The 25,470-nt window shown below is 46.7% G+C and carries 20 protein-coding genes, 1 pseudogene and 1 riboswitch; of the genes and pseudogenes, 19 read left to right on the plus strand and 2 right to left on the minus strand.

Features of this window, described 5'->3' with window-relative positions; genetic code table 11:
* Nucleotides 1-70: 70 nt before the first annotated feature.
* Complete coding sequence (locus L0M14_RS10125) at nt 71-1,270, minus strand: ATP-binding protein (protein ID WP_235121985.1); 1,200 nt, start codon at nt 1,268-1,270, stop codon at nt 71-73.
* A 264-nt stretch (nt 1,271-1,534) separates the two neighbouring features.
* On the opposite strand from L0M14_RS10125, the gene L0M14_RS10130 reads away from it, so the two are divergent.
* The 9 genes from L0M14_RS10130 to mgrA all read left to right on the plus strand — a co-directional run bounded on the left by L0M14_RS10130 (nt 1,535) and on the right by mgrA (nt 10,833).
* A complete protein-coding gene (locus tag L0M14_RS10130) occupies nt 1,535-1,711 on the plus strand; it encodes a hypothetical protein (protein ID WP_235121986.1) in 177 nt (58 codons plus the stop codon).
* 194 nt (nt 1,712-1,905) lie between these two features.
* Entirely contained in the window at nt 1,906-2,838 is a 933-nt protein-coding gene (locus tag L0M14_RS10135; protein ID WP_405030829.1) for a 2-oxoacid:acceptor oxidoreductase family protein, read from the plus strand.
* Nucleotides 2,839-2,913: 75 nt separating this feature from the next.
* On the plus strand, nt 2,914-5,217 hold the full coding sequence (locus L0M14_RS10140) for a thiamine pyrophosphate-dependent enzyme (protein WP_235121987.1): 2,304 nt from the start codon (nt 2,914-2,916) through the stop codon (nt 5,215-5,217).
* An 83-nt stretch (nt 5,218-5,300) separates the two neighbouring features.
* A complete protein-coding gene (locus L0M14_RS10145) occupies nt 5,301-5,591 on the plus strand; it encodes a hypothetical protein (RefSeq protein ID WP_235121988.1) in 291 nt (96 codons plus the stop codon).
* Nucleotides 5,592-5,725: 134 nt separating this feature from the next.
* Nucleotides 5,726-5,818, plus strand: a riboswitch (cyclic di-GMP riboswitch).
* Between the two features lie 171 nt (nt 5,819-5,989).
* Nucleotides 5,990-6,940 (plus strand): C40 family peptidase, encoded by a 951-nt coding sequence (locus tag L0M14_RS10150; RefSeq protein WP_235121989.1) that lies wholly within the window; start codon nt 5,990-5,992, stop codon nt 6,938-6,940.
* Nucleotides 6,941-7,072: 132 nt separating this feature from the next.
* On the plus strand, nt 7,073-7,645 hold the full coding sequence (locus tag L0M14_RS10155; protein WP_235121990.1) for a ribonuclease H-like YkuK family protein: 573 nt from the start codon (nt 7,073-7,075) through the stop codon (nt 7,643-7,645).
* A gap of 150 nt (nt 7,646-7,795) precedes the next feature.
* Nucleotides 7,796-8,302 carry an ADP-heptose synthase gene (locus L0M14_RS10160; RefSeq protein WP_235121991.1) on the plus strand — a complete coding sequence of 169 codons (507 nt, stop codon included), beginning with the start codon at nt 7,796-7,798 and terminating at the stop codon, nt 8,300-8,302.
* 42 nt (nt 8,303-8,344) lie between these two features.
* Complete coding sequence (locus L0M14_RS10165) at nt 8,345-9,388, plus strand: phosphotransferase (protein WP_235121992.1); 1,044 nt, start codon at nt 8,345-8,347, stop codon at nt 9,386-9,388.
* Nucleotides 9,389-9,843: 455 nt separating this feature from the next.
* A complete protein-coding gene (gene mgrA / locus L0M14_RS10170) occupies nt 9,844-10,833 on the plus strand; it encodes an L-glyceraldehyde 3-phosphate reductase (protein WP_235121993.1) in 990 nt (329 codons plus the stop codon).
* Between the two features lie 3 nt (nt 10,834-10,836).
* Here mgrA and xerS read toward each other — a convergent pair.
* A pseudogene (gene xerS / locus L0M14_RS10175) lies at nt 10,837-11,927 on the minus strand (tyrosine recombinase XerS).
* A gap of 294 nt (nt 11,928-12,221) precedes the next feature.
* On the opposite strand from xerS, the gene L0M14_RS10180 reads away from it, so the two are divergent.
* The 10 genes from L0M14_RS10180 (at nt 12,222) to L0M14_RS10225 (ending at nt 25,414) form a co-directional block, all read left to right on the plus strand.
* The gene (locus tag L0M14_RS10180; protein ID WP_235121994.1) at nt 12,222-13,028 is read left to right on the plus strand and encodes an ABC transporter ATP-binding protein; all 807 of its coding nucleotides are present in this window, start codon (nt 12,222-12,224) and stop codon (nt 13,026-13,028) included.
* A 71-nt stretch (nt 13,029-13,099) separates the two neighbouring features.
* Nucleotides 13,100-13,768 (plus strand): hypothetical protein, encoded by a 669-nt coding sequence (locus tag L0M14_RS10185; protein ID WP_235121995.1) that lies wholly within the window; start codon nt 13,100-13,102, stop codon nt 13,766-13,768.
* A 585-nt stretch (nt 13,769-14,353) separates the two neighbouring features.
* The gene (thrS, locus tag L0M14_RS10190; protein WP_235121996.1) at nt 14,354-16,270 is read left to right on the plus strand and encodes a threonine--tRNA ligase; all 1,917 of its coding nucleotides are present in this window, start codon (nt 14,354-14,356) and stop codon (nt 16,268-16,270) included.
* Nucleotides 16,271-16,794: 524 nt separating this feature from the next.
* A complete protein-coding gene (locus tag L0M14_RS10195; protein ID WP_235121997.1) occupies nt 16,795-17,823 on the plus strand; it encodes a LacI family DNA-binding transcriptional regulator in 1,029 nt (342 codons plus the stop codon).
* A gap of 272 nt (nt 17,824-18,095) precedes the next feature.
* Nucleotides 18,096-19,232: a Gfo/Idh/MocA family protein gene (locus tag L0M14_RS10200; protein ID WP_235121998.1), complete on the plus strand. Its 1,137-nt coding sequence runs from the start codon at nt 18,096-18,098 to the stop codon at nt 19,230-19,232.
* Complete coding sequence (locus L0M14_RS10205) at nt 19,216-19,410, plus strand: hypothetical protein (protein WP_235121999.1); 195 nt, start codon at nt 19,216-19,218, stop codon at nt 19,408-19,410. Before L0M14_RS10200 ends, L0M14_RS10205 begins: the two co-directional genes overlap by 17 nt.
* A gap of 17 nt (nt 19,411-19,427) precedes the next feature.
* Entirely contained in the window at nt 19,428-20,105 is a 678-nt protein-coding gene (locus tag L0M14_RS10210) for a carbohydrate ABC transporter permease (protein ID WP_235122000.1), read from the plus strand.
* A gap of 2 nt (nt 20,106-20,107) precedes the next feature.
* Nucleotides 20,108-20,938: a carbohydrate ABC transporter permease gene (locus L0M14_RS10215; protein WP_235122001.1), complete on the plus strand. Its 831-nt coding sequence runs from the start codon at nt 20,108-20,110 to the stop codon at nt 20,936-20,938.
* A 158-nt stretch (nt 20,939-21,096) separates the two neighbouring features.
* The gene (locus tag L0M14_RS10220) at nt 21,097-22,500 is read left to right on the plus strand and encodes an ABC transporter substrate-binding protein (RefSeq protein ID WP_235122002.1); all 1,404 of its coding nucleotides are present in this window, start codon (nt 21,097-21,099) and stop codon (nt 22,498-22,500) included.
* Nucleotides 22,501-22,516: 16 nt separating this feature from the next.
* Nucleotides 22,517-25,414 carry an endo alpha-1,4 polygalactosaminidase gene (locus L0M14_RS10225; RefSeq protein ID WP_235122003.1) on the plus strand — a complete coding sequence of 966 codons (2,898 nt, stop codon included), beginning with the start codon at nt 22,517-22,519 and terminating at the stop codon, nt 25,412-25,414.
* Nucleotides 25,415-25,470 lie beyond the last annotated feature (56 nt).

Consider the following 25,470-nt stretch of genomic DNA (forward strand, 5'->3'; position numbering starts at 1 on the left):
TTTTGCTTGTTCTAACAGAATACCATAAAAGAGGTAGCTTGTTAATTGCTGAGCAGGAAGTAGAACTTGACTATTCTGTTTGAAATTGGATCAGGCATACAGTTCCTTTATTCACATTACTGGAATAGGTGATTTTGCCATTCATCGATTTGATGATGCTCATAACAACAACGAGTCCCAATCCGGTTCCTTCCTTCTTTGTCGTAAAAAACGGTACGCCTAGCGAATTAATCTGGGCTTTGCTCATGCCGACACCTGTATCGGTAATCCATACCTGGATATGTTTATCGGATTGATGGGTATGGATGGTTAAAGTCCCGCCACCCGGCATGGATTCGATTGCATTTTTGATGAGGTTCATCAGGCATTGCCTGAATTTCTTCGACTCGCCCCATATATACATAGGATTTTCGCTACTGTGAGAGATATCAATCGCAACCCCGCCTGCAAAAGCACTCGGACTGATGAAGCGGAGAATGGAGGCCAGTTCTTCCTTTACATCCAGCTGTGCTTGTTGATCGTTGTTGGGCTTTGCATAATGCAAGTATTCCGTTATGATGTCATTCGCCTGATCGATACCTGAAATCGCCAGGGATAAGTACCGTTTGCGTTCTTCTACTGAATACTCCTTCTGTTCCATCATTTGAAGGAATCCGCGTGTTGCTGTTAAGGGATTTCGTATTTCATGAGAGACAGAGGCGGCTAATTGGCCGACCATACGATCTTTTTCAAGCCTCAGCAGCTTTTCTTTGTGAATCTCTTGTTTTTTCACATGATAGAATAGGAAGGTCACAAAGCTAGTTGAAAGATAAGATAATGCAATTGTCAAGCAGGCATAGTTAAGATTTCCTTTCAGCAGCACAGGCTGTGCGCCTAGGTAAAATGCTGTATATCCGGTTAGCAAGCCTATCGAATAGAGGAGCTTTCGCCTGAGAGAGGCGGAAATTACCCGATGTTTAAATAATAGACCGGCCACAAGCATGAAGGTGCTGCCCACGAAAACGGGAAGCGGTTCGTTATGAAGCACGACACTGCTTCCAAAGTTGAACGCGATCCAGGTGAAAATACTCGGTATGGACCCTTCAAACCATATGGCGAGGGTTAATGAAACCGGGATGAGATGCAGGGTATATTCGACAGGCTCAATATCTTCATAGCCCAAGTAAAAGTAAGTGAGGACAAAAAGTATGAATACGAAAAGAATTTTTCTCTTACGTTCTTTATATACATAGATAGGAGTGAGAACCAAGTAGATCAATAGCGCACTCATAATGTACAAAAGTCCTTGCCATTCATGGGAGATGACGGAGTGAAGCAATCCAAACATCCTTTCTGCGCGTGACAATATTTTTCTTTTTTCTACATTATCTCACAAATTGTGACCGCTTCAAATAGGGAGGGCACGTTTCAAAAGATAAAGATTTCACAAAGACAGGTGAGACATTTTAATCGCTCCGCTGTATAATAAGATGAGGGCGCGCTGTAAGCGTTTACAGTGAGCGGCGCAGCAACGGAGGAACGGAGAGCGATTAGGATGAAGACGTGCTTGCATGTTTGTGGTGTTATCTTTGATCCGCTTGATGAAGATTACGTCGATGTGTGCGAACAATGCGGGAGTGATTCCGCTGAACAAAATCCTAATGAATCAGATATAGGCAGCGAAAGCTATTATTTGGGAGGCTGCGGCTTGATCTTTGATTATTTGCTTTAGTCCTAGTTTTGTAAAAAAATGTTGCTTACCTTGAATTTATTGTTACAATGTTAGTAGACTCACTATTCTAAAAATTTAGTCATCGCAGCACTTCATTTTTGAAAGGAGACATGGAATGGTAACTTTGCCCAAGGTGAACGATCTCGGATTTTTTCGAGATTAGGCTGGAATCCATCGGTGGACTCGGCGCGAATTTGGCCGGAAAAATGCTTGCTGAAGCAGGTGTGGTTGGAGTAGGACTTAATGGGGTCAGTTTTTTCTTCTTATGGTTCAGAGAAAAAGGATCCGCTGTTAAGGCGCACATCCGATTCTGTGATATGAGCACGAACATTCGTGATACATCTCCGGTCGAAAGGCCGCATGTAGTAGGGGTATTTCATGAATCACTTTCAAAAACTGTAAACGTTATCAGCGGTATATATGAAGACAGTACAGTCCTGGTGAATTCGACAAAATCACCGGATGAGCTGAAGGAAAAGATGAAGCTTAAAGGAGGCACGATCGCAGTTATTGACGCGATTGGCATTTCGCTCGAAGAGAAGAATAGGGTGAACATGGCTATGCTTGGAGCTTTGTTCCGGCTTTGTGATTTTCTCGATCCTGAAGTCATGCGTGGCGTTATTAAGAAGTCCCTGGAGAAGAAGTATCCGCAAGCGGTGGCTCCTGCCATTCGAACTTTCGATCGCGGCTACAATGAAGTCCAGTTTCAAACTTATGCGCTTCCGGAAGGCGAGACGATGCCCGATTTTGTTCGTTTCGATACACCTGTGCTCGGCTACGAAACACAGCCGATCGGCGGTGTCATTACGAATCCCGGAAACAGCATTTTGAAAGATCTGAGCATTTCCCGTGCGGGTATGATGCCGCACTTCCATGATGATAAATGCATCCACTGTGCTTCTTGCGATAATGTGTGCCCGGATTTCTGCTTTGTCTGGGATGAGCTTCCGGACAAGAAAGGCCGTCCGCAAATGTTCTTGCAAGGCATTGACTACCAATACTGCAAGGGCTGCCTCAAATGCGTACAGGCCTGTCCGACCGAAGCTTTATCCAGCGAGCGCGAGGTTGACGGTTACGCGGATGCGAACCGAATGCCTCACCGGTTTAGTCTAGCTTCTAACGTTTGACCGAAAGATCTTCACATCCGATTATCATTATCATAAGGTGAATAAGGGAGCAAGGAAGAAGGGTGGAAACGACAGATGGCAATTGATATTAAAAAAGAACTGGGAGAGGCCAAAATTGAGCAGCGCATTGTCTATGAATCAGGCAACGAGATGGCTGCTTATGCGGCTCATCAGATCAATTATCATATTATGGGGTATTTTCCGATATCGCCTTCCACTGAGGTTGCGCAATTCTTGGATTTAATGAAAACGAACGGGCAGCACGATATCGTGCTGATTCCGGCAGACGGCGAGCACGGCTCGGCAGGCGTATGCTATGGGGCTTCCACAGCGGGAGGCCGTGTATTCAACGCAACTAGCGCCAACGGCTATTTATACATGTTGGAGCAAATGCCGGTACAGTCGGGTACCCGTTTTCCCATGGTCATGAATCTCGTATGCCGTTCGGTATCCGGACCGCTCGACATTCATGGCGATCATTCCGATCTCTATTACGCACTGAACACAGGTTGGCCAATTCTCATGTGCCGGGATCCGCAGGCTGTGTATGATATGAACATCATGGCGCTGAAGCTAGCGGAGGATCCATCGGTACGTCTTCCTGTACTCGTGGCTTCAGACGGCTACTTTACGTCGCATCAGAAGCGCAGGGTACAGACCTTTGCCAATCGCGAGGATGTGCATGCTTTCGTTGGCGAGCAGCCGAAGGGCTTCCCTAATACATTAGACCGAGATAACCCTATCACGGTTGGACCCTACATGAATGAACCGGATTACATTAACAACTGTTATCAGCAATCTGTTGCCATGTATAATGCGGAGGAGGTTTTTGACCGAATTCGTAAGGAATATGCGGATTTGACCGGTCGCGATTATCCAATCCTGGATCTGTACCGGATGGAGGACGCGGAGGTGGCCGTGTTCCTGATGAATTCATCATCCGAAATTATCAAGGACGTGGTGGATCAGCTGCGCGAGAAGGGAATTAAGGCGGGCTCGATCGCTCCTAATATGATTCGCCCGTTCCCGGCTAAGCAAATAGCGGAAGCGCTCAAGAATGTGAAGGCTATCACCGTTGGCGACCGTGCTGATTCGTACGGCGGGCATGGCGGCAATATGGTTAATGAGATTAAGGCTGCGTTATTTACGCACAGAAACCATGATACCTTGGTAATCAGCCGTGTGTACGGTCTCGGCGGTAAAGATTTCTATGCGGAAGACGGACATAATTTATTCCAGTTTGCCATTGATGCAATGAATAAGGGCTATGTCGAGGTGCCGTTTGATTACTACGGACATACACCTGGCGATCCGACTAAAGCACCGAAGCGGGTGCTAACGCCAATGAAATATGAGGACCTCAAGACGGGGCTGATTACCGTTACGCCTGACGAGCAGACAGGAAAATTGAATGTGCGCATACCGCCGCTTCGTTCGCTGACGAAGAAGCCTAAGCGAATTGCACCGGGGCATGGCGCGTGTCCGGGGTGCGGCATATTCTCAGGTCTCGAGCTGTTCTTTAAAGGTATTGAGGGCGATATCGTTGCGCTGTTCCATACAGGCTGCGCGATGGTCGTGACAACGGGATATCCGTATTCGGCGCATAAAGCGACCTACATTCATAATCTGTTCCAGAATGGTGCTGCAACCTTATCCGGTGTGGTGGAAATGTTCTGGGAGCGTAAGCGTCGCGGTGAGCTGGATGAGTTAGGCCTTAAAGATGACTTTACTTTTGTCATGATTACCGGTGACGGGGGCATGGATATCGGCATGGGGCCTGCCATCGGGGCGGCGCTGCGTAACCATAAGATGATTATCCTGGAGTACGATAATGAGGGTTACATGAATACGGGAGCCCAGCTGTCCTATTCCACACCGCTTGGTCATCGTACTTCCACGTCCAATGTCGGCAAGAAGCAGGGCGGGAAGGTGTTTCATCATAAGGATACGGCGCAAATTATGGCGGCAACACATATTCCTTATGTATTCACAGGGTCCGAGGCGTACCCGCAGGATTTGGTGAAAAAAGCGGCAAAAGCCCAATGGTACGCTCAAAACGAAGGGCTCGTTTATGGGAAAATTCTGATTGCCTGCCCGCTCAACTGGCTGTCCGACGATCAGCAGGGCTCCAATATCGTAGGTGCTGCAGTAGATTCCTGTTTCTTCCCGCTGTATGAAGTTGAGCACGGGGTGACTACGCTTACTTACAATCCGGAGGATAAAGGGAAGAAGGTACCGCTCGCTGATTGGTTAAAAACGATGGGCAAGACGAAGCATATGACGAAGCCGGAATATGAGGAGTCTTTGAAATCGTTCGAGCATGAAGTCGAGCGCCGATGGAATATTCTGAAAGCGAAGCACGAGAATCCTTATTTGTAAGAAACCAGGCACTTTCCTGTCCGCAGGAACAGTGCCTTTGCCTTTGCTTACGACAAACTGATAGAAGAAAGGATGAAACTGTCATGCCATTTATTTTGCAGAATATGAAGAACAAACAGGTCTACGCGTGTATGCTTGTCAATCATTATGAATTAGCTTACTACGGAGTGAAATATTGGGACACGCGTGATGACGCGTTGGAACAATCCCAGCAATTTTTACAGGAAAGGGGTGAAGCTTTACCAATTGAATGGGAAGTGAAAGAGATCGAGGATCGCAAGATGAAGCTGTGTAATGTGAAATTAAAGAATGACCCCACCTTAGACCTATTCGAAATGGACTATGAAACTTATGAGGCCCGCCGTAGAGAATAGGCTGAAATGTAAGAATGGACAGGTCAATAGGCAGAGCGACATGAAAAAATTCGACACGAAACGCTACTGTAAACCTATTTTCGACAGGACCCCCTGAATCTATAATAGAGCTACGAAGTAAACAATCTAACATCGAAGCGAAAAGGCAAACCGGGCGAAAGCCTGGGACGCAAAGCTATAGGGGCTCCAGTCCGCATCAAGCGGTACAGTGCCAGCCAGCTGCCGAAGGCGATGGGTACTCACAGGGTAACCCGGCTGCTGAAGGCCAGAGTTATCCTTTTTCCATTCGTATAGGAGGTGCGTTCAACCCGCATACAGTCTGCAGAAAGACCACATTGTTATACATAACGCGATATTACTGAAGCATCAAGAGAAGACAACTAATGGAGGTAAAGACGATGAAAAAATGGACGGCAATGATGGGTTTCATGTTGATGGTGTTGACGCTAATTTTGCCTCAGGCTGCAGCAGCCGATGAACTGGTGAATACGAAGGGGCAGATCGTAGCAGGAGTGAGCTTCCGGGACCAGCCTAGTACGTCAAGTAACGTTCTGCGATATTTGAAAACAAATGAAGTCGTGACGGTAACGGATATTGTAAATTCCTATTGGTATCAAGTCAAGGATGCACAGGGTGTTTCAGGGTATGTGTCCTCTAACGCTAAGTATATAAAAATTATCAGCAACGCGAAAATCATTTATGGAGTAAACCTTCGCACCTTGCCGACAACAGACGGATCCAAAGTCATTCGGATGTTGTCTAAAGGCGAAGAAGTGCTCGTCTTGGAAAAGACGAATGATAGCTGGTATAAAATTCAAGATATGAATGGCACAACCGGCTATATGAGTTCAAGCAGCAAATACATAGTTACGGACTTCACCATTGCAACACCGAATATGTCGCTAGAGGATCAAGCAGAGGCTGTTATTGCAGCAGGAATGACCTATTTAGGTACTCCATACGAATACGGCTCCGAGCGTTTTAATCCCACAACTTTTGATTGCTCCGATTTCACACAAACAGCTTTCTGGGATGCTTTAAGAGTAATGATACCAAGCGATTCTCAAGCCCAAGGGGATTATGTACGATCCCTGGGTAACGCGAAGACGGACTGGCAGCAGCTGAAGCGCGGAGATTTGATGTTCTTTAGTTCCTATAAAGGCTGGAGAGACACGGATTATGCCGGCATGAATAGCTGGACTGAGCCAGTAACACATGTAGGTATTTATCTAGGGAATGGCCAAATCCTTCATACCTATTCCATCGATTCCGGCGGAGTCGTAGTAGAATCGATGACGGACAAGCAGTGGGCTTACCGCTTTTTATATGGAGGCAGTGCTTTACAATAAGTATGGTTCGAACTTTTGATTACAAGACATATACTAAGTATAGGAGAGACGGATGCATAAACGTGCATCCGTTTTTTTCTTAATCCAAATAGGAAGGGAAGAATCTTATCTTTGAAACAGCAGAGCAGAAAGTTGGAGTTTCGAAACACGACGGAACAAGGGCTTACGATCGACGACGTACATCATAGGATTCTTCGTTTCATGCGTTTGGATCCCACAGGAACCTATAGATTCATTATCGGAACAGATTGTCAAGTACATGCCGGGTATACCAAATTTATCTCCGGTATTGTCATCCAACGTATGGGGAAAGGCGCGTGGGCTTGCTATCGGCAAGTCTTCATTCCAAGGGCACTGCGCTCAGTGAGAGAGAAGTTATCTACGGAAACCGCGCTGAGTGAGGAAATTGCCATGTACATCAGTGAAGACAAGAGGAAGGAGATGGAGGATATCGTCGTTCCTTATATTTACAAAGGCGCTTCGATTGATATGTTTATTCATATTGATGCCGGCGCGGACGTTTTGCGTAATAAAACAGCTCCTTTCGTAGACGAAATGATGAGAAGAGTCGAGTCAGTCGGTATGGTACCGGTGATCAAGCCGGATTGCTATGCAGCTTCTTCTTATGCCAATCGGTATACGAAGAAGCCGACTCCTCTCCGTAAGCATATCTCCAGTCAAGAGGTGGCCGATGGCAGCTTATAGCATTTCACATAACCGTTCGCTCATGCCGGATCTGCACCATGGTCTGCATGTCGAGCGGCTTTTTCCCTTTAAGAGTGACTGATATCTGAAGAAGGATTTTGAGAACACGTTATCGAAGTAAGGGGTACAAAGAATAAAGGAGGGTGAAGCATGTCCCGGACTTTGGTCATTGAAGCTGTGATGCTGGCGGTACACGGACAGCTGCTGCATCCTGATATACCTGTTACTTATGTTATCCCATATACAAGCATTCAAGAGCTTTATGAGCTGAAGGATTTGAATGAACCGATTATGCTGGTTTCTTCAGATGATGCTTATGTGAAGCAGCGTATCGTCGAGCTCATCGCATTTTTTGAAGAAGCCTTTAATAGAAAGAAAATCGAGAAAGCGCTTCAAGTTCCATGGAGAAAAAGCACACCGCTGCTGATCAATGAATTTGTCACATTGGCTGTGGTTTATGCGGTTGATCATGCTGAATATGGGGAACAGTTCGATCCGATTGAAACTGAGCTTATATTAACAGCCATTAAAGAAAACGCAGGGCTCATCACCGATCAATTAGAGCTTATGGAGCGAATTATCGAGGCGGAAATACCTGTTCAGGTGTTTGATGTGGAAGATTTCGAATATGCTGTAGAAGAGGATTATCAAGTGTAGAGATGCAATCATTTAGAAATAGGTATAAGGCGGGTTATGAAGATGAATAGCGACGTGAGACTGGAAGATTTACCTGGCCACTGGTTTCCTCATGATGAATGGACGATGGTAACCGGAACCGGCGGAATGAACAATACAACATGTTTTGTGGAGCTAGACGACCATAAATATGTTTTAAGAATCTATGAGACACATCGAGATTTAGCGAAGATTGAATTTGAGCATCATGTACTGCTGGCATTAGCTAGGTTGAAGCTTCCTTTCAGAACACCCGTTCCCATTTCTCTGCCATCTGGGGAGACCATGATTGAGCTTACGGACGGTACCCGTAGACTTGCAGCTTTATTCAGCTATACGGTAGGTATCAATCCTAGCTGGAGATCGAGGGAACAGCTCGAGCAGGTCGGTTTAGCTGTGGGTCAAATATCAGCTGCCTTACGAGATCTGCCTTCTCGCCTTCAACCCGTGTATAGACCTTATTATGAAATTGATCAGATCCATCCGCGCTGTACGCCGGAAGTGATTTTTGACTTCTTTCAAAATCCTCCTTCTAACTTTCAAACATGGAGGCCTCAACTGTCAGAAATTGAGAAACGTTTCCGCGCATTCTTCGATCAAATACCAAAGCTGCAGCAATTACCGCATCAGCTTGTTCACGGAGACATCAACGCTTCCAATATGCTTGTAAAAGACGGTGGCGCCATCGCAGCGATCCTGGATTTTGAGTTCGTGACATGGGACTTGAAAGTTATGGAACTGGCTGTATGCGTCTCTGATTTAATAGATCCATCAGCAGCAGAAGGTGAAATGTGGGGAAGAATTGAAGCTCTGTTTAAGGGTTATCGTCAGGCTGCCGACTTAAGTGAAGACGAGGTTCGATTACTTCCACTGCTGATTGAGCTCCGAAGATTGGATGTATTTGTTCATTTTCTCGGCAGATATTTGGATGGTGTTGATCAAGAGGACGTGCTTGCCGGCACGATCATGAGTACAGTTGAGAAAACAAGATGGCTTGAACAATATGGTGAACGGGTTGTGAATATATGGGAAAGAATCGCTGTGCAAATCGGGCAGGAGCACGGGTAATCAGATGGTCGTTGACATAACATGTATCACCAAATAAAAAGGTGGTGCTTCATTTGCCAAGACCGATGTACCAGGGGAATGCCGGATCCCGATGCCGTCGTTATTGTACGAATGTATGTTCCAGGTTGTTTGTTGTAGGCCGAAGTCAATGCATATCCGATTGCTTAAGCTGTGCCAGAACAGTGAGCGGCTCCCGCTCCAAAGGTAAATCCCATAGAAACAATCATGGAACCTCGCATAGTAAGAAACGGAAGCGTTCTTGCGGCTGCGGCTGCAGAAAATAACAGAGATGAAGATGTGAAGCTGTCGAATCCAATACATTCGGCGGCTTCTTCCTATTTTTGCGGTGGTACTCACTTGCGGGTAACTAAGGCACGTTTTTTTCAGCTCTTTTTTTGTACAAGCGTTTCGCCTATACTAAGGATGCAAGTAAGATGAAGGAGGAAGATACGTAGATGAGATATCAAGCGAGCGCAACGCGATATGCAGAAATGAAATATAATCGTACAGGAAAGTCTGGTCTGAAGCTTCCAGCCATCTCCTTAGGCTTATGGCATAATTTTGGCGGCGTCAATACACACGAGAATGGAAAGGCTATGCTGCTTCGATCCTTCGATCTGGGCATTACCCACTTTGACTTGGCAAACAACTACGGTCCACCGCCGGGCTCAGCTGAAGAGATGTTTGGTCAGGTGCTTAAGCAAGAGCTGGCCGCTCATCGGGATGAACTGATTATTTCCACGAAGGCAGGATATTATATGTGGGAAGGCCCTTACGGGGAGTGGGGATCCAAGAAATATTTAATCTCCAGCCTGGACCAGAGCCTCAAACGCATGGGTCTCGACTATGTAGATATCTTCTATTCGCACAGACCGGACCCGAATACGCCTTTTGAAGAAACGATGGGCGCACTCGATCAAATTGTCCGTCAGGGCAAGGCGCTTTATGTGGGTTTGTCGAATTATACGGCAGAGCAAACGGAGCAGGCGGTCAAAATTTTGAAAGACCTAGGCACACCTCTGCTAATTCATCAGCCGAAGTACAGCATGCTTAATCGCTGGATTGAAGAGGGTCTGCAAGGTGTATTGGAGGAGCATGGAGTTGGAAGCATAGCTTTCTGTCCGCTTGCTCAAGGATTGCTAACAAACAAATACATATCTGGAGTTCCAGCTGATTCCCGCGCAGGTGGCAGCAGCGTGTTTTTGAATGAGAAGGACATCACGCAGGAAACACAGAACAAGATCATCAAGCTGAATGAGCTCGCGGCCGGCCGCGGACAAAGCTTGGCGCAGATGGCCTTGGCGTGGGTGCTGAGAGGAGAGCGGGTAACCTCAGCACTCATCGGAGCCAGCCGCGTTTCTCAAATCGAGGAAAATGTAGCTGCGCTGAAAAACTTGGACTTCTCGAACGAAGAGCTCGCGCAAATCGAAGAAATCCTGAAGTAATCTTCAGGATTCCCCTCGTTTGTCGATTGCTTCCGCCATCGTTTTATCGGTAAGATGCGCATAGATTTGCGTGGTCTCCGGCGAGGCGTGACCGAGTTGTTCCTGCGTTTTGTACAAATCATTTTGCAAGTAATAATCTGTGGCGAAAGAGTGTCTCAGCTTATGAACGGACAAGTACGGCTTACCGAAGCGCTTGGCGTACTTGATTACCATTTCTTGAATAGCTCTCTTGGTCATACGTTCGCCTTCTTTTTTGCCGTTTGCGATGGCAAGGAAGAGGGCTTTTTCTTTTTTGGCCGGCTTGTAGCGGGTTTGCCGAATCGCGATGTATTCGGTCAGTGCTTGAATGGCATCCTGCCGGAAGTAGACCGGAGTTTTGAACGTGTCGTCGTTTTTACCCTTGCGGTACACGTAGGTAAGCTTTTTTTGAGATCGATATCGTCTGCATTCAAGTTATATACTTCGGATACGCGCAGACCAGAGTTCAGAATCAAGGTAATGATACAGGCGTCACGGACTCTGTTTTGCTCGTAGGAGTAGAGCGCTTGCTTGTTGGTTGCAACATCATGTTCGTAGCCGCTGTGCACATAATCAATAAATTCAATGATTTCCTGCTCCTGCAGCAGCTTGCCCTCCAGCTTGGCAGCCGTATCCTTAGGCTTATGGGCGCGCTTAATTTCAATCTTGGCCATCACATTGCGCTTCAGAAGCGGGTAGAAATCATCATCCTCGGCGATTTGGCTTAAGTAATGGAATAAGGAGCGAAGCGCTGACAGTTTGCGGTTAATGGTTGTTTTCACATTGGCTTGTTCCTTGCGGGTAGCGAGAAACATACGGAAGTTATCTACGCTGTCCATATGCAGCCGTTCCAAATCGGTCAAAGGGATGTGAGACATCGTATCCGCGGCGCTTAAGCCTTCAGCCAGCATCCAGGAGAAGAAGATCTCGTAATCTCTTACATATTCCAAGAGAGAAGAAGGGGAGAGGTCAGGAAGCTTATAATTAATGAATTTTTCAACATACCAGGGCATCAAAGGGATCTTCTTATCAAGCTCGTTACGGTCTCTAACTTTAATTAGATTCATAGGTGACATCACCTCAGGTAAGTTCTTGAAATTAGTATAGCAGTGAGCGGGATAAAATGGTAGATTCGCCGATTATATTTACATAATAATAGTTATGTAAACAATGAAATAGGAGCGGAGGTATTACTTAATAATGAACAGGGACATTATTTTATGAATCCATTGTTATGTTAAGAATGAAGTGTGTTTGGTTTTATTCATTACGTAACTAATGTTATGTAAACATATTGGACCATGACTGGATGTAACGAGACTTTTATGTAACAATTTCAAATAGATGTGAAGAAGAAAGAGGCGAATGTAATGGAGCACGTCATTCAAATTCAAGATGTGAGTTATCGTAGAGGCGATCAAGGGATTCTAAAGAATATCAGCTGGTCTGTTAAGAAGGGTGAGCACTGGGCGATTCTGGGGCTAAATGGTTCAGGGAAGACAACATTATTAAATATCATTAATGGTTATATGTGGCCCACATCCGGTAAGGTGGCCGTGTTGGAAGAAAGCTTCGGATCTGTCGATTTGCGTGAGCTTCGCACCTCCATTGGGTGGGTCAGCTCATCTTTGCAAGACAAATTGTACGCTCAAGACAAAGCGGAGAACATCGTTGTTAGCGGAAAATATGCGTCCATTGGACTTTATGATACACCATCCGATGAAGATTGGAATCAAGCAGATCAGCTTATGGTTCAGCTTCAATGCTCCCATCTGAAAGGGAGGGTGTATCAATCCTGTTCTCAAGGAGAGAAACAGAAGCTGCTTATTGCGCGGGCTTTAATGGCCTCACCTAAGCTGCTCATTCTGGATGAGCCTTGCAACGGACTGGACTTGTTTTCCCGCGAGAGGCTGCTGGAGGCTATTCAGCAATTGGCAGAAGACGAGGGAGCGCCTACACTTTTATTTGTCACGCACCACACGGAGGAAATTCTTCCTATGTTTCGACATGCACTGCTGCTCCGGAGAGGAGAGGTGTTTATGCAAGGGGATATCCAGCAGCTGCTGACAAGTGAGCGATTAAGCCGCTTTTTTGAGACACCGGTAGAGGCTGTGCGGAGAGATGAACGAATTTGGCTGCTGCCACTAACGAAAAGTACCCTTCAGCATGAAAAATAAAGGGATTAACTGACCGACGGTGGAATACGTATCTGATGTTTTCCAGCATGAATATTCGGAGGAGTGTATCAGTGAGTCTTGTATGGTCGGTCATTATATCAACGGGAGAAACATTTGCGGTGTTTATGCTGATGTTTGCTCTGTTTCGTCACAAATGGAACACGGTTCAAGCGTTGCATGTTAGTTATTATGGATTTTTGATGTCGATTGTATCGTATTTCATGAGAGAGGTGTGGGATTTAACGAGCTATGATCCGATTCTACAGATGCTATTCATGTTCATTTTTATTCGAATCACATATAAGATGAAATGGATCAGTATCGGGATTGTCGAGGTTTCCACCTACATATTATATACGATTCTGCAATTCGTAGTTCTGTTGCTATTAAGATATGTACATGTTATCTTACCTACAGACTCTTTACTTCCAACTAGCACCTCAGGTATGATCCTCCAACTAGCAAGTATCATAGTTGTAACGATTATCGTTCGCTTGATGAAGTGGAGGCAGATGGGATTCACATTCATCTCCTTTCACCCTTGGAACCGATATAAGATTGCGAACCAGAAGAAGCTTGTGATGACCCTGACATCAGCGAGTGGGATGTTGTTGCTTATCATGTTTCTCACTTTATCGAATTTCGAATTTGTTAATGAATTCGTCCTGCTGTTATTGCTCATATCCTTTATCATATTGATTCGAGCTTCGTATGTCATTGAACGAGTAGATAATGATTAACGCTAGAACGGCCCTGCTAATTGGCGGGGCTTTCTCTTTGTAAGTAGATGACATTTACTATTTTTATATAATTAATGTCATGAATTAATGTCGTTAATTATTATTGTCATAAATAATCGAGGAATGTTGAATGATGGCGGATTTAGGCGGGGGATAGGGATGCAAATTGAGTACTAATTTGAAGGGAAAATTTGTATATATGTTCCGCTTGACAATTCAAAATACACTGATTAGTATGATACCAAGCAACATATTTGGCGATGACCAAAGACATGATTCCCATAACGGACTGTACAGAGAGAGAAGTGATTGGTGCAAGCTTCTTCCGTCATCGGATGTGGAGTTACCCCTTTGCAGCCGTGACCTCGAACCTCCCAAACTAATGAGAGCAGTAGACGTCACCGACTGATCCCCGATACCGGATTCTAATAAGGATCTGTCTGCAACCAACGTTAGCCCACGGCTTCATTGGATTGTCATGCAGGTCGAATTAGGGTGGAACCACGAGCTGAACGCACTCGTCCCTTGAGGGAAGAGATGCGTTTTTTTGCGTTCAAATCAAAGGAGAAATGGAGGGCGTTAGTCATGGAAGTTCAAGTTACTTTGGCGGATGGATCAATCAGGAGGTATCAGCAAGGCACCACGATCGAGCAGGTAGCGGAGTCTATCCGTGCAGGACTTAAAAAGCAGGCGATAGCAGGCAAGATGAATGGCAGCATTGTCGATGTGAACAGACCTATTGACCAAGACTGCCGCCTGGACATTATCACGCTTGAAAGCAAAGAAGGTCTGGACATTTATCGTCATACCTCAGCTCATGTCATGGCTCAAGCCATCAAAAGGATCTACGGAGAGCAGTCCGTTAAACTGGGAATAGGTCCGGTTATTGACGACGGGTTCTACTACGACATTGATATCGAGAAGCCGCTATCTAGTGATGATTTGATTATGATCGAAAGCATGATGGAGAAGATTGTACAAGAGAATCATGCCATTGTGCGCAGAGAGCTGAGCAGAGCGGAAGCGGTTGAGTGGTTTACCAAACAGGAGGAGACCCTGAAGCTCGAGCTGATTCGTGATTTACCGGAAGACGCAGTAATCAGTCTCTATGAGCAGGGAGAGTTTACTGATTTATGTCGGGGACCTCACTTACCGTCTACAGGCCGAATGAAAGCCTTTAAGTTATTAAACGTAGCCGGAGCATACTGGAGGGGCGATGCGTCGAACAAGATGCTGCAGCGCATATATGGGACTGCATTTCCCAAGCAAGCTCAGCTGGTGGAGCATCTGCACATGCTTGAGGAAGCGAAGAAGCGTGACCACCGAAAGCTGGGTAAAGAGCTGGAATTGTTCATGTTCTCAGAGGAAGCGCCCGGTATGCCGTTTTATTTGCCTAAAGGGATGATCATCCGTACGGAGCTGGAGCAATTTGCCAGAGAAATGCAGAGAAAACGGGAATATGAGGAAGTTCGTACGCCTTCGATGATGAACAATAGGGTCTGGGAGCAATCCGGACATTGGGATCATTACAAGGACAATATGTATTTTACGAACGTAGATGATACCAAGTATGCGTTGAAGCCTATGAATTGTCCCGGACACATGCTGATGTACAAGAATAAGCTGCATTCCTACAGGGACCTGCCGATACGGTTTGCGGAGTTCGGGCAAGTGCATCGTCATGAATACTCCGGTGCTCTGAACGGCATGATGAGGGTTCGTACGTTTTGCCAGGATGATGCTCACTTGTTCGTCAGACCAGATCAGATCGAGGAAGAAATCAGCCGGATTATGGGTATGATCGACGCGATGTATCAAGTGTTTGGGTTTGCGTACAAAGTAGAGCTATCTACACGCCCGGAAGATTCGATGGGGTCCGAGGAGCTGTGGGATGAAGCAGAAGCGGCACTTAGGCAGGTGCTCGAGCAGCGCGGCGTGGAATATCGGCTAAATGAAGGAGACGGCGCTTTCTACGGGCCTAAGATTGACTTTCATATCCTGGATGCATTAAAGAGAAGTTGGCAATGTGGAACGATACAGTTGGATTTTCAGATGCCGGAGAAGTTTGAGCTTACTTATATAGGGGAAGATGGGCGAAAGCATCGTCCTGTGCTCATTCACCGCGCGGTATATGGCTCAGTCGACCGGTTCATGGGGATCTTAATAGAGCATTTTGCGGGAGCCTTCCCGCTATGGCTAGCTCCTGTTCATGCCAAGTTGCTGACTGTCTCTGACAAATATATACCGTATGCGCTTGAGGTGAAAGAACAGCTTGAAGCTAGCGGCATTCGTGTAGGTCTGGATATCCGTATGGAAAAATTGGGTTATAAGATCAGGGAAGCGCAGATGGAGAAATTGCCGTACATTCTCATTATCGGTGAAGAAGAGCAGGCCACAGGAAGTGTAGCCGTCCGAAAAAGAGGAGAAGGCGATCTTGGAGCAAGGAGTATAGAGGAGTGGAAGCAGTCCGTGCTGCAGGATATTCAAGCTAAGACGGTTTAGGGACGAACTCCCTATGCAAACAAGGTTAGTCCGACAAAGCGACGAATCATTCGTCCGAGCGGGCTAGCCTTTTTTCTTGAGATCACCGTTGACGGCCTCAACTACGGGGATACTCTATCATGATCGAGGATGGGATATAAATCATGACTGCAAGAATGAAATTACATAACAAATGTTATGTAAACAAATATAATTCTTTTCGTATCAAAGGCAAAGTATACGCAACTTTGTATCGGTAAGCCGTGTACATGTTGAGGTACGAAATGGGAAGAGCTTGGTTTGGCTTGTTTTAGTCCTAATGGTGTCGGTTAGACAACACCTATAGTGAGATCGAGGCATTGCGATAACTTGATGGTGGGAGTATTACTCTGGCTCTGCTGAATGACCCGTAGGTTGTCTTATAGACAAACCGATTGTTGTCGAGTAGAGGGAGTGAGCAGAGTTTGGTTGTTGCAAATGCGGCTTTTTGCTATAATAGCAACATGAAAGCGTTTGGCGCAAATTGCTGCGAAAGGGAGATTCGTTTGCCTACTTTAAAAGATGTCGCCGAGCATGTAGGAGTGTCCATTTCTACGGTATCACGTGTTGTAAATAACGATACCAGCAGAGCGGTTCATCCGGACACTCGTCAAAAGATATGGGAAGCCGTAGCGCTTCTCGGTTATCAGCCCAATGACGGGGCAAGAGAGCTCGTCAAGCGGGGAAAGCCTAAGAAAAAGCTTCAATCTAAAGTAGGTTGTATCGTTGCTGTCCCGCAAAACAAATACAATCATCCTTATTTTTCCCCAATATTGGCCGGTATCGAACAGGGACTGACTGATCATGGCTATGATTTAGCTTATATTCATTCCGGTGAAGAGCTGAAGAAAATGAACATCCTGCATAAAGTGATTCAAGAAAGTGAAATCAGCGGGCTTATCCTCGTAGAGGGCGTTGACGAAGCTACTTATTCCTACATCAAACGGCATGTGCCGCATCTGGTCGGTGTCGACATTTCGGATCCGAGTGTACCACGGGTCGGGTATGACCGTCTTGCCGCAGCCAAGCATGCTGTTCAGCATTTGATCACCCGAGGACATACCCGTATCGGCTATATCGGCGGACCGGGACTCTCCATGAATATGGAGAAGGAGAAGAGATACCGCGGATTTAAAGAAGCTATGGAAGAAGCGGGGCTGGAAGTCGACAAGGCTTGGGTCTTCGACACAGGCTGGGATGTTGATAAGAGCTACGAGATGATGAAAGAAGCGCTGCAAAGCTTCCATGAAACGCGGCCGCAAGCGATGTTCGCTGCTAGTGATATGATGGCCATATCAGCGATGCGGGCGGCAAATGAGCTAGGATATCAAATTCCGCAAGAGATGGCCTTTGCTTCCATTGACAACATCGAGTTTTCCCAGTACTGCTCTCCGCCTCTCACAACGATTCATATGCCTAAATTCGAAATAGGATGGGTGGCAGCGAAAACGCTTGTGGATTATATGAACGGCATGTACCCGATTCCTGTCAAAATCTCAGTGCCTTTTGAATTGATCGTGCGAAGTTCTACGTAACAGAGGGAGTTTGCCAGCATTTGATTGTATATTGGCGATAGTACATTTGCAAATGACGAAAGGTAACCGGAAACAGAAAAATGTTTCTGGTTTTTTTGTATCCAAAAACAAGTAATTAGCATTAATTTGGCGCAAAAAACAATCCAAAAATACAAATTTTATATTGACATGTCTGGAAAATAGGGATAAGATTCAAGTATAAGTTTGGCGCAAACGATGCATCTTTTTGGATGGATAATCATGCGAATCAAGATGAAAGGAGTGAAGCTATTTTGAAGAAAATCAGATTAGCAATGATCGGCTTAGGCGATATGGGGACGGGGCACGCCGCCGGTTTCGATCAAATTGAGGATTGTGAAATTGTGTGGATCGCCGACCCGCAAGAAAGCAACAGAAATAGGGCGCTTCGATACATCAGAAGGAATCAGCCAAGAATCGCTTCCGATTACAGGGAATTGCTTCAGGAGTCTGATACTTTTGATGCTGTAGTGATCGCGGTGCCTAATTATTTGCACAAGGAGGCGGCCATCCCTTTTTTAGAATTAAATAAGCACATGCTTCTCGAAAAGCCTGTCGCGCACAATTTGCAAGATTGCGACGCAATAAGGGCCAAAGCGGAGCAAAGCAGTGCGATTTTGCAAATCGGTCTTGTGTACCGCTATTCCAACGTGTATCGCAGAATGAAGCAGGAGCTCTCCAGAGGAAAGCTGGGGCAGGTTAGCATGATGTGGTGTAAAGAATTCCGCGACCCGTTTCCGCCCGTGGATTGGTTCTACGATCAAGCGAGGTCTGGCGGTACCCTGGTGGAAAAGGATTGCCATCATTTTGACATTTTCAATTGGATGATCGGCGCTAAGCCGCTGCGCGTGTTTGCATCCGGCGGTCAGCATGTGCTTCGTCAAGGGGAGAAGAACTTGATTACGAATTCTTACACCCACTATCCAGCGAAATATATGGAGAATACTTCAATTGTCGATCATGCGTGGGTCACCATTGATTATGAGAACGGAGCGAAAGCGAATCTCGGACTTTGCATGTACCTGCAGCCGAAGAACTTGATGGATGAAGGCTTGGAAATCGGACTCATCGGAAGCAACGGCGCCCAAATGATCGCGAAGAAAGACAGCACCATCGATATCGCGGGTGGAGCCGACAGCACCAAAGAGCATATCGACATCGATGTCGAGTCGGATACGTTCAGCGGCGGGCATACCGGAAGTCAGCGTCAGCGGAAAGAATTCCTGGAGTCGATACGCACAGGAAAGCCGCCGTTTGCCAGCGTTGATGTGGGCAGGGACGCGCTTCTTATCGCGCTTGCAGCAGAGAAGTCAGTGAAAGAAGAACGATACGTATACATTTCGGAGCTGGTTTCATCCGGAGGGGAAGTGGAGCATGAGATCAAGGTATAAGGAAGAATTCATATTCTTTGCTTTTATCTCTCCTTGGGTGATCGGATTTCTTGCTTTCTTTATCGTTCCGGCGATGACGAGTCTCACTTACAGCTTTGCTGATTACAATTCCATTACAGCTCCGACTTGGATTGATTTCGCAATTATACCGAATTACTCCATGACACGGTGTATATAAAGAGCTTTGGCAATACATTGTTCTTCGTATTCATTGCCGTTCCCATCACCGTAAGCTTTCAAATTCTAACTTCCGTGGTGCTCAATATTGAAGTCAAAGGATCTCACGTCTTCCGAACTCTGTATTTCTTGCCTTATCTTGTTCCTCCCGTGGCAACGGTGATTCTGTGGGTCATCATGTTTGGGACGGATAGCGGCATTATCAATCAGCTGCTTGCCTGGTTCGGTGCCTCTAAAGTCGATTGGTTCGGTTCCGAACAGTGGATCAAGCCGATTATTGTTACGATTGGAATTTGGATGTCAGGCGGTCCCGTCCTTATCTTTCTTTCGGCGCTCAAAGGGATCCCAGGCTATTTGTACGAAGCCTCCCGAATTGACGGTGCCGGAGCTGTCAGAAGGTTCTTCACCATTACGTTGCCCATGCTCTCCCCAACAATCCTGTTCGCCGTGGTCATGCAAATGATTTACTACTTCCAGATGTTTACCGAATCGATGCTGCTCAATAACGGAGGCCCGAATTACGCATCCCGCACCTATATGTTCAATACGTTTCAAACGGCTTTTCGGGATATGAAGTTCGGATACGCCATGGCTCAGTCATGGATCTTGTTTGCCATCATCTTACTCCTGACATTGCTGCTCATGAAATCCTCCAAACGGTGGGTCTATTATGAGTCCGAGAAAGGAAGCGGATAAGGATGCGAATTCAAACGATATCGAGAACGGCCGTTCATTATGCGTTTCTTCTTCTAGGTCTGATGATGTTTGCCGGTCCATTGGTATGGTTAATCTCCACGATGCTGAAAACTCAAGAGCAGACGTTTCAATATCCGCCCAGCTTCATTCCTAATCCAGTGACGCTGGATGCATTTCCTCGATTGTTCGAATCTATGCCGCTGATGGGGCGATGGATCTTAAATTCGTTTGCCATCTCTGGAATGGTCGGCATCGGTACAACTGTATTTGCGTCTCTTGTTGCGTTCGGCTTTGCCCGGACCAAAGGAAGGCTGCGAGGCGTATTATTCACCATTGTCTTAGCGACCCTGATGATCCCTGCGCAGATCACCTTAATCCCGCTGTACCTCATGTACAAACAGATAGGCTGGTATAACACCTGGCTTCCCCTCATCGTTCCTCAAATACTGGCAAATCCCTATTTTATCTTCATGTATCGGCAATTTTTCATGTCGCTGCCGCGCGAGCTGGACGAAGCTGTCCAAATGGAAGGCGGCGGATACTGGACGATCTACAGCCAGGTCATCATGCCGCTAACAAAGCCAACGGTCATCACCGGGTTCATTTTCTCTTTCGTGTTTTCATGGACCGATTTTTTCTCTCCGCTCATTTATATCCAGTCTGAAAAGCTGCAGACCCTGAGTGTGGGCTTGCAAATGATTATGGGTCAAACCTCACATGATTTTCCGGTGCTGGCGGCAGGTTCTTTTATTGCACTGCTTCCGATAGGCTGCTTGTACTTCTTTGCTCAAAGGTACTTTGTCGAAGGGGTGGTGATGTCCGGAATGAAATGATGGAGCGCAAATGCATGAAGAAAAGCATTCTTTTTGGAGTATAGCCTTTTGTAAGAGTGGTCGACCATCATCAGGTGACCCCCGATCAAGGGTTATCTCTCCATTGGAATGATACAAAATGTATCTAGAAAAGAAGTGAAATCACAAGGAGGATGTCTATGAAACGAGAAAGATGGTTAGGGGTCTTGTCATCAACGACCATGCTCGGAGTCCTGCTGCTTGCGGGCTGCAGCAATCCCGCTGCGAACGGGCCGTCGCCTGCAACTGGCTCTGAATCAGGCAAGTCAAGTACAGAAGCTAAGACCAATGAAGCTGCTGGTGACGCAGCAGGCACAGCGGATGAAATCAGCGGAAAGATCGTGTATTCCCAGTGGGGGACTAACGTAGAGACCGAGCAAACCAAGGAATTGTTGAAGGAATTCAACAAAAAGTACCCGAAAGTGGAAGTCGAGGTCGTGAGCAAAGATTGGGGAACGTACTGGACCTCGCTCACAGCGCAGGCCGCGTCCAAGGATTTGCCCGACGTGTACAAAATGAGTTTCGCTTACGTGGATAAATATGCAAAGCTTGGAGCCTTAAAGGATCTGACCCAACTCATCGCCGACAATCAGTTTCATACGGAGGATTTTGAGCCGGGTGTTCTAGCTGCGCATCAGGTAGGAGGCAAGCAGGTCTCGCTTCCTCGCGATGCCAATACGATTGTGATGTATGCGAATAAAGGATTGTTTCAGGATTCCAAAACGAATCCGGCTGGTGCTGTGATGCCTACAGGTGAGCAAACCTGGGATCAGGTGCTTGAGACAGCCAAAAAAATGACGCTCGACAGCAAGGGGAAAACGGCGGCCGATCCGGATTTTGACGCTCAGCATATCGTTCAGTGGGGATTGACTGTCGATGCCGCCGGCTCTGCCGATTCCGTGCTGGAACCGCAGATCGCTTCCAATAACGGCAAGTTAGTTAACGATGATGGCTCACTGGCGCTTGAAACGCCTGAAGCCAAGCAGGTACTGGAGTTTTACCGGGATTTGGTTGCCAAATACCATGTAACGCCGACATCCAGCCAAAGCCAGTCGCTATCGAAGGATCCCTTTTTGACTATGACCACAGGGAAAGTTGCGATGAGCTTTGCAGGATCCTGGTCAGCTGCTGAATTTAAGAAAGCGAACATCTCGTTTGATACATTTTTGCCTCCCAAATTCAAGTCTACCAAGACCGTCGTGCAAGTTGCCGGTAATGCTATGAGTCCCTATACCAAAAATGAAAAAGCAGCTTGGGCGCTGCTGAGCTGGCTTTCGGGACCGGAGGGTCAGATCGCGTTGGCGAAGCAAGGACAGTCCATTCCCGCCAATAAACAAGCGGCTCAAACCTACTTAGGCATCGACGAAGGCTATAATAAGCAAACGTTTATTGACTCGCAGAAATATGCCATTACAGCTCCGTTTTTCGATGGGAAAGAAAAGCTGCTGTGGGAAATTATCCCTCAGAAGCTGGCGCAGCCGCTTTCGGGTAAAGGCGATATTGACGCTGTTGTGAAAGAAGTCAAATCGTTGTATGGCAAATAATATGCTGGAGGGCTATATGAAATCTTTGAGGTTGTATGCAGGCTTGATTCTGTCTGGCGTGATGATGGTGGCTTTTTCTCAATCGGCCGCTGCCACTACAGTAACTGTTGATGGCAATCCCATAGAATGGTCAGCTATCCCAGAACGGTATGAAGCAACGACTACGCATCCTAGTAATGTCTTTCAACTAAAAGTGACCAATGATACGACCCAACTGTATGTTCTCGTGACGGGAAGCGGGCTAAACACCAAATCACAGTTGTTTATCGATGCGGATGATGATCCGCAAACCGGTTATCATGCATCAGGATTTAATCAGGCAACAGGAGAATCAACAGGCGCAGAATTTTTGGTGGAAAACGACACGCTTCTTCGTTATACAGGACCCGCTACAGGAACGAGCCGGAATACCTGGTCTTGGACGCCGGTCATTACGGCTTCGATGGTTAAAACGGATTCCGCCATCGAATGGAGTCTGCCATTGACCAGCTTAAGCATTAGCGAGTCTCAAGACGTCGGTGTCGCATACATTTGCAACGATAGTATGTATGACCGACTGCCCAGCAGTGATGATTATTTCGCCGTGGAATATGTGGATCTGACACCTCCTTCAAAACCTAAGCAATTGACAGCGTCACCTGCATCCTTGACTAGCGTGCAATTGACCTGGCAGCCTTCCATGGATGAAAGTACGGTAGCAGGGTATGACATTTTCCGTGACGGGGTCAAAATCGGTGAAAGCACAGCTGCAAGTTACACGGATGCAAACGCGCTCCAAGGATCGCATGCCTATAGTGTCAAAGCATTTGACCCAGCAGGCAATCGCTCGGCTGCTAGTACGCAAGCTATGATCCAGTTAGCGGGGGTTCCCGCATCCACTGGAAATTGGAATGATCTCCATACGTATTTGGTCAACTATACGGATGAAGCTCAGATCAATCATGCTTTGTTTGCCAAGTATGATGCTGTCGTTCTTGAACCTAAACGGGTATCGTCCCAGCTGCTTGCAGACTTGAAAACGATCAATCCCCAATTATTTACGATAGGCTATTTGTCCATAGGGGAAACACTGCCCTTGCTGACCGATGCAAACGGCAATCGTTTGGATATTTATTTCCTGGACGCAAACGGCAATCCTATGCAAAATCCTGACTGGCACGGCTATTATATTGACGCCAGAAAACCGGTATTTCAAGACCTGGTCCTCAACCATTGGCTGCCGGATTTGTTCGCCCAAGGGTTTGACGGCGTGTTTTTGGATACAGTCGATACGTCGGCCTATGTCAGCAAAGACAACACGGTTGACTTCAGACCGTCCGCTCAAGGGATGGCAGCACTGATTCAGCAAATGAAGGTCAAATTCCCCGATAAAAAAATCGTGATGAATCGCGGTTATCATCTCCTTGGTGGAAATAATGACGTCAGCGGCTCGATCGACGGCGTTATGCTGGAAAGCTACACGAGTACGTGGGCCAACTCCACATTAAAAAATCCCGACGGCAGCAGTGTGGAAGATTATCATATCTTTCCTTCCGACAGTGAAGAACGTATTTGGACAAATGGCATTACGACGAAAATCAATAAGCTTCGCTTCCAATATAATCTGGACGGAACGGTGAAAAGGGATGCAGCCGGTAAACCGCTAAAAGCCTCACATTTCTTCCATGCCATGCCGCTGGATTATGCGAAGGATACGACGCCGGAGCAAAAAGCGATTATGCAGACTGCCGTGCAGCATGCGTGGGACAATTATTTCGTTCCTTCTATCGGTGTGAAAAATCTCGATCTTCCTCCTGCTTATGATTGGTTGAATGAGGTCTCGCTGCCAGCACCGGAGAGCTTTGGGGCTCAATTGGATATTCCGGCCATGCCAGTTCCTTCGCCTGATGTGATCGACAGCTTCTCCACGGTTGACAATTGGCAGACCATTCGCGGACAAACGGATGCACTTCCTGCTCCAGGAGCGGATTCCGTCGTGCTTTCGGGTGAGAACGGTGCGGCCAAAGCTGAACTGACGATCCAAGGTACAACGGAATGGAAAAATGGCGCCACGCTGCAGTCCAGAGAGTGGGTTCAACCCATCGATCTGACGCATGGTTTCGTCTCCCTGCAAGCAAAAAGCTCCAGTCTGCTGCCTGCAGATAAGGCATTTGAAGTGATTTTTATGGATGAAAACAATGATGCTAAAGCGTTCAGCCTGACTCCATATTTGAAAACCGACTGGACGACAATCTCCCTGGATCTTGTTCAAGGAGGCTCTTACATTCCTGGATGGGACGGCGCGCAGGACGGATTTCAGGCAGATCGCGTGAAATACATGCAAATTCGAATCATGAACACAGTAACAAATTCACCTGCTTACAGCGGTACATTGTGGATCGATAATATCCTCGCCGACCAATCCTTGCCGCAGCCTGCACCTCTCATCGATGATTTTAGCGCTGGATCAGAGCAATGGGCATGCTCGAAAGTAACAGCGGAAGACAGCTGCTCTCTGAATATAGATGGGGGAGCTCTTAAATGGGATTTGGATGTTAAGGGTACGACAGGCTGGTCGAATGGGGCTATGTTACAGTCCAGAGATTGGTTTACACCGGTTGATTTTAGCAGCAAAACGCTTCATTTTGATGCGCGGGCATCCTCCGTCTTCGCAGGAACGAATAAGTCTGTCCAAGTCCTGCTGGTTGATCGCAATGGGAGTACAAGAGGGTGGGATATCACCAATTCTTTAAGTACCCAAATGGGCGAAATCAACGTGAGTCCGAGCGTAGGCGGAACGGATGCTCTTAGTTTAGGGCAAAGTGCATTTGATCTGGATCAAGTAAGTTCCATTCGGTTCCTGGTGATCAATTCATTGTCATCCGCAAGCGAGTTTACCGGTTCGGTCTGGATCGACAACATTTCTGCTCCATAACGATTGTGCTTACATTAACGGAACGGCAGGTTCCATATGAGGGAGGTTAGGCTTTT

The organism is Paenibacillus hexagrammi, assembly GCF_021513275.1.
GTDB classification, from domain to species: Bacteria; Bacillota; Bacilli; order Paenibacillales; family NBRC-103111; genus Paenibacillus_E; species Paenibacillus_E hexagrammi.

Coding starts and splice junctions, on each gene's coding strand:
- L0M14_RS10215 (WP_235122001.1), top strand. CDS start 20,108: ATGCGAATTCAAACGATATCGAGAACGGCCGTTCATTATGCGTTTCTT.
- L0M14_RS10125 (WP_235121985.1), bottom strand. CDS start 1,270: ATGAGTGCGCTATTGATCTACTTGGTTCTCACTCCTATCTATGTATAT.
- L0M14_RS10150 (WP_235121989.1), top strand. CDS start 5,990: ATGAAAAAATGGACGGCAATGATGGGTTTCATGTTGATGGTGTTGACG.
- L0M14_RS10140 (WP_235121987.1), top strand. CDS start 2,914: ATGGCAATTGATATTAAAAAAGAACTGGGAGAGGCCAAAATTGAGCAG.
- L0M14_RS10220 (WP_235122002.1), top strand. CDS start 21,097: ATGAAACGAGAAAGATGGTTAGGGGTCTTGTCATCAACGACCATGCTC.
- L0M14_RS10205 (WP_235121999.1), top strand. CDS start 19,216: ATGAGATCAAGGTATAAGGAAGAATTCATATTCTTTGCTTTTATCTCT.
- L0M14_RS10145 (WP_235121988.1), top strand. CDS start 5,301: ATGCCATTTATTTTGCAGAATATGAAGAACAAACAGGTCTACGCGTGT.
- L0M14_RS10180 (WP_235121994.1), top strand. CDS start 12,222: ATGGAGCACGTCATTCAAATTCAAGATGTGAGTTATCGTAGAGGCGAT.
- L0M14_RS10130 (WP_235121986.1), top strand. CDS start 1,535: ATGAAGACGTGCTTGCATGTTTGTGGTGTTATCTTTGATCCGCTTGAT.
- L0M14_RS10165 (WP_235121992.1), top strand. CDS start 8,345: ATGAATAGCGACGTGAGACTGGAAGATTTACCTGGCCACTGGTTTCCT.
- mgrA (WP_235121993.1), top strand. CDS start 9,844: ATGAGATATCAAGCGAGCGCAACGCGATATGCAGAAATGAAATATAAT.
- L0M14_RS10160 (WP_235121991.1), top strand. CDS start 7,796: ATGTCCCGGACTTTGGTCATTGAAGCTGTGATGCTGGCGGTACACGGA.
- thrS (WP_235121996.1), top strand. CDS start 14,354: ATGGAAGTTCAAGTTACTTTGGCGGATGGATCAATCAGGAGGTATCAG.
- L0M14_RS10225 (WP_235122003.1), top strand. CDS start 22,517: ATGAAATCTTTGAGGTTGTATGCAGGCTTGATTCTGTCTGGCGTGATG.